This window comes from Hydrocoleum sp. CS-953, assembly GCF_002260545.1.
Lineage (GTDB): Bacteria > Cyanobacteriota > Cyanobacteriia > Cyanobacteriales > Microcoleaceae > Trichodesmium.
Genome location: NZ_LGSU01000832.1, coordinates 1 through 4,908 on the forward strand (window position 1 = coordinate 1; position 4,908 = coordinate 4,908).

2 protein-coding genes are annotated in these 4,908 nt (G+C 37.1%); one reads left to right on the forward strand and one right to left on the reverse strand.

All coding sequences use genetic code 11. From position 1 onward, the window contains the following. Nucleotides 1-672 precede the first annotated feature (672 nt). Nucleotides 673-2,961, forward strand: a complete 2,289-nt coding sequence (locus tag AFK68_RS10580; protein ID WP_094672668.1) for a transglycosylase domain-containing protein — start codon at nucleotides 673-675, stop codon at nucleotides 2,959-2,961. A 135-nt stretch (nucleotides 2,962-3,096) separates the two neighbouring features. On the opposite strand, the gene AFK68_RS10585 is transcribed toward AFK68_RS10580, so the two are convergent. After that, nucleotides 3,097-3,840, reverse strand: coding sequence for a methyltransferase (locus AFK68_RS10585; RefSeq protein ID WP_094672669.1), 744 nt, complete (start codon nucleotides 3,838-3,840; stop codon nucleotides 3,097-3,099). Between the last annotated feature and the right edge of the window lie 1,068 nt (nucleotides 3,841-4,908).

A 4,908-nucleotide genomic window follows, 5' to 3' on the forward strand; every position in this document is an offset into this window, starting at 1 on the left:
GCTCACTGCTATATATATTTATAATTCTATCTATACTTCAATCTCCCCATCTATATAATACCAATTTCATAAAATATTTCTACAGTCACGACACACTTCACTGGGAACACTTAACTGGGAACAGGGCAAAAAAACATAAATATTAAAGAGGAAAAAAGGTTTGATTTCTATAATTTATGGAATCTCTATTTTTTTATTGTAGGAATAAATCAAAAATTCAGATGTAACTGCCTTTTTTGAAAATGGTATAATAAGTATTCACATGGATTTGATATGACTTCGTGACAAGGAAGAAAAAATGGTAGATATTAAGAGCTATTTAGAAGTAAATGTGCCTTTTAATTTTCTGGCGTTTGTGCTTCTTTGTCTTACCGAAAAAATTAAGGTATAAAGCCTTTTATTTCAAGAGAAAAAAGAAAAAAATCCTTTTAGCCAATTCTCTTCTTTATAAGAGAGTGTTTGTAAAGTAAAGATTAAGAGGTTTAGAGTGCTTAATTTTCGGTGGGTGGGGTGCGGAAAGTTAAATTTTGGTTCCAGTTCATAATTATTGCCGCCTCACCCTCCCCACCCTACGCCTGGATTTAATATTCCTTTTACAAACAGTCTCTAAGAAGAGGTAATAATTAATAATTAATAATTAATTATTAATTGTTAAACCTACTCCCTATAGTTATGAATTATTCTCAGCCTCCTCGTAATCCTCAAACTCTCTTGGGTAGTATTACCCAGGTGGTGAAAACTATTCATGCTAGTGTCAACTTTTCTCGACTAGCACTGAGACCTAATGCTAAAGTACCTGAAATATGGATAGAGGAAGCAGAAACTACTCCAACCAAAAAATATTCTCTTCTGGGCGATCGCTATTTACTCGGACGCTCCTCCCAAGCTTGTGATATTGTCATTCGTAATCCTCTAATTAGCAAAATTCATCTGTCTATCTCAAGAAACCCAAATGGAGCTAACGCCCCTTACATAATAAAAGATGAAAACTCTGCTAATGGTATCTACAATGGGAAAAAACAGATTTCTAGTCTGGCTTTACGTCATGGCGATATCTTAACTTTAGGACCACCTGCATTAGCTGATACTGTTAAAGTTCGTTATATCCATCCTCCTGCATGGTACATTCAAGTCCTTCGTTATGGTTTCTTTGGCATTTCAGGATTCACTGCTTTAGTCAGTTTAATCATTCTACTTGAATGGACCAAATTTCAGGTAGACCCCCTACCCAACCCAATTACTGGCCCAGTAGTCATCTATGCTCGTGATGGACAAACACCTCTACGTCCAGCTTATAGAAATTCCCATTATGAATTAGGACGCATCTCTAAATTTTCTAAATATTTACCAGATGCAGTAATTGCTTCTGAGGATAGTCGCTTTTATTGGCATATCGGCGTAGACCCCATCGGAATTTTAAGAGCAATATTGACAAATTTACGTTCGGATGGTATACGCGAGGGAGGTAGTACAGTTACCCAGCAGTTAGCAAGGAGTATATTTCGAGATTATGTAGGTACAGAAGATTCTGCTGGTCGGAAATTACGAGAGGCAATAGTAGCTCTCAAGATAGAAGCTTTTTATAGTAAAGAAGATTTATTATTAGCCTATCTAAATAAAGTTTATTTAGGATTAGATTTATATGGATTTGAAGACGCTGCAAGATTTTATTTTGGAAAAAGTGCAACAGATTTAACTTTATCAGAAGCAGCAACATTAGTAGGAATTTTACCCGCACCTAATAGTTTTAATCCAGTACAAAATTATCAAAAAGCTATACAACAAAGAGATGGGGTTCTTTATCGAATGCTTACTTTAGGTATGATTAACCAACAAGAAGCAGATAGAGCTAGGCGATCGCGTGTAGAAATTAATCCGAAAGCTATAGAAATTATCCAAAGTACAATAGCACCCTATTATTATAGTTATGTATTTAGTGAACTAGAAGATTTATTAGGAGAAGACTTAGCTAGAGAAGGAAATTTTGTTGTTCAAACAGCTTTAAACCCTGAAATTCAAACTCATGCAGAAACAACTTTGCAAGATACCATTAATAATACTGGTTCTTATGCTAACTTCTCTCAAGGTGCTATAGTCACAATAGATTCTAGGAATGGAGAAGTCATCGCTCTGACTGGAGGTGCAGATTACCAAAAAAGTCAGTTCAACCGGGCGACTCAAGCACAACGTCAACCAGGTTCTACTTTTAAAGTCTTTGCTTATGCTGCTGCTATAGAAAGAGGGATACCACCAACAAAATTATATTCTTGTAATTCCCTAAGATGGATGGGTGTGAGTTACGACGGTTGTCAACGCCGTAACGGGAATACAAATATGTATACTGGTCTTGCACTTTCTGAAAATGTAGTAGCTTTGCGAGTCGCTCGACAGGTAGGTTTAGATAGAGTGGTAAGAATGGCAAGGCGTTTAGGAATTAAGTCTAAGTTAAATGCTGTACCTGGGTTGATTTTAGGTCAAAGTGAAGTTAATGTCTTAGAAATGACAGGTGCTTATGGAGTATTTGCTAATCGTGGAGTAGGGAATAAACCCCATACTATTAGGAAAATTATAGATAGTAGTGATTGTGGCGATCGCAATAATATTTACACTTGTCGCTGCATTTATTCCTATAACCCAGACCCAAATTGTGAAAACCCTCAAGGAGATATTCAAGCTAACAAACCTATTCTGCAACCTTATATAGCAGACAGAATGACTCAAATGCTCCAAGGAGTTGTGCAATTTGGTACAGGTGGTAGTGCTAATCTAGGATTAGGAGAAGCGGGTAAAACTGGTACAACTAATAGAGCAGTAGATTTATGGTTTATTGGATATATTCCTAACCAAAGTATGGTTACAGGAATTTGGCTAGGAAATGATGATAACTCTCCTACTTATGGCAGCAGTGGACAAGCTGCCCAGTTATGGGGAAATTATATGCAAAAGGTTGTAGGGAATTAATGAAGTCAGAAGTTGTTTTTATAATGAGTATTTTGAGCAACTCTAACTAAGTTAGAAGTAATACCATGTCCGGATAATTAGTTATGAAAACACTTCTTTCTCCTGACTTCTCCCTAATTATTGTGATACACTTATTTATTTCCCTGAATATTTATCCACAGACAACAATAAACCATGTCCGTTGTCCTCTCCTAAATACCACAGTAACTTGAGAGTGGTAAGGTCGAAATGTGCTGCTAACTTCGACATCACTTCCAGAGACAGTGGGAAGCGATCGTTAAACACCCGATAAAAAAAGACAAATTCTCCCCCAGGTGCTAATACTCGTCCTATCTGCTCGATCGCCCGAAACACTAGATCATCATTCCTTAAGATTCCTATTTCGTAGGAATCTGCTTCCATCTGGCGATCGATCGAACGACTGGGAAACGACATAAAAACTAAATCATATGATTGGTCTTTTTCTTCCACACATAAATCTTGTACCTTCACCTCATCTTGTTCTCGAATTAGAAGATTATTTTTTAGTGGCATAATATTGGGATGAAGGTCGGAAAACACCACTTTATTACTGTCTTTAAAAAGGCAACACAAACCAATAACTCCACAACCACATCCGAGATCGAGTACCCTTTTGCCCTTGGCATCAATTATTTTGTTTAAAATACCGCTCATAAAAGCTTGAGCGGCTATACCACCATAGGGGTTAAAAACTCCTTTAGGAACTAGAACATCAAAAATTGGTTGATCTTGAAATAAAATAGTAATTTCTCGGTCTTTTGATGAAAGTTCTTCGTGAAATTTTAGATAATCTTTTCGGTCGTATTTCAGTGCTTGTTCCTCTTTGAAAAGAATTTTAACATCTTCTTGTCGAATCATTTTTACTTCCTTTAATTAGATTAAATTATAGCACTTTTCAGATTGATAAACCACATAGTCACAAACAAAACCTTATAGAGACATTTCAATGGAATGTCCCTACTGTGGTCTACCCAAATGAAAACTGCTGTATTAAATTGGGTTTTGGTGAATTAAGGTATGATATCAAATCCGGTAGCATTGGTGTAATTAGATAAGGAGTCAGGAGTAGTAGGGGCAAATGGCCATTCGCCCGTACAGGAGGGGCGGAGGGAAGAGAATTTAGAAAGATTTGGCAATGACTGAAGATGGAACATTTTTTTATATCGAATTAAGCGGATTTGATATGATTTTAGAAAATAGCGATCGCTGTGAATATCTATAGAAGCTATTTGGTATCTCCAGAAAAGAGGGAGTAGGGAATAGGGAATAGGGATTAGGGGGGAAAGAATTGATGTATATACTAGGATACCGGAGCATGATTTTTGATTATTGTTTATGTCTATAATGTATCAATACCACAGATGTTGATTTTTGAGGAGTGGAATTCTCTGTGAGAATTAGGCTAGCTAGAGAAATTGTTCATTAATGGATAATTACCTGGTGGTTAAAACCGTAAGGGAATTGAATATAAGGAAATATCCTAGCACTTTTTTTCCCCTTGTAGAGCGACAGCTCGCGGCGCAGCCAAGGGGAGGCTAATAAAACGGAATGTGGGATATAAGGAAATATCCTAACACTTTTTTTCCCCTTGTAGAGCGACAGCTCGCGGCGCAGCCAAGGGGAGACTAATAAAGCTGAATTATTTAATTAATAATTATTAATTATAAAACTTACGCAGAGACGCTATATATAGCGCTCAAAACTATTACGGAATAGTTTTTTAACTCTATACATAGTACCTTTGCGTAAGTCCTGAATTATTCGGTAAAAAATACTCCCAATACCTCCAATACTACATCTCCCTAAACTTTCCTCTCTCCCCACACCCTTACAGGGGTAGGTTTTTAACTTCCCTGGCGGGAAGTCCCGCGCTCTCCCGGAGGGGAGCGTCGGGATGAAAGCCAGGGCCAAGATTTGGATACCTTC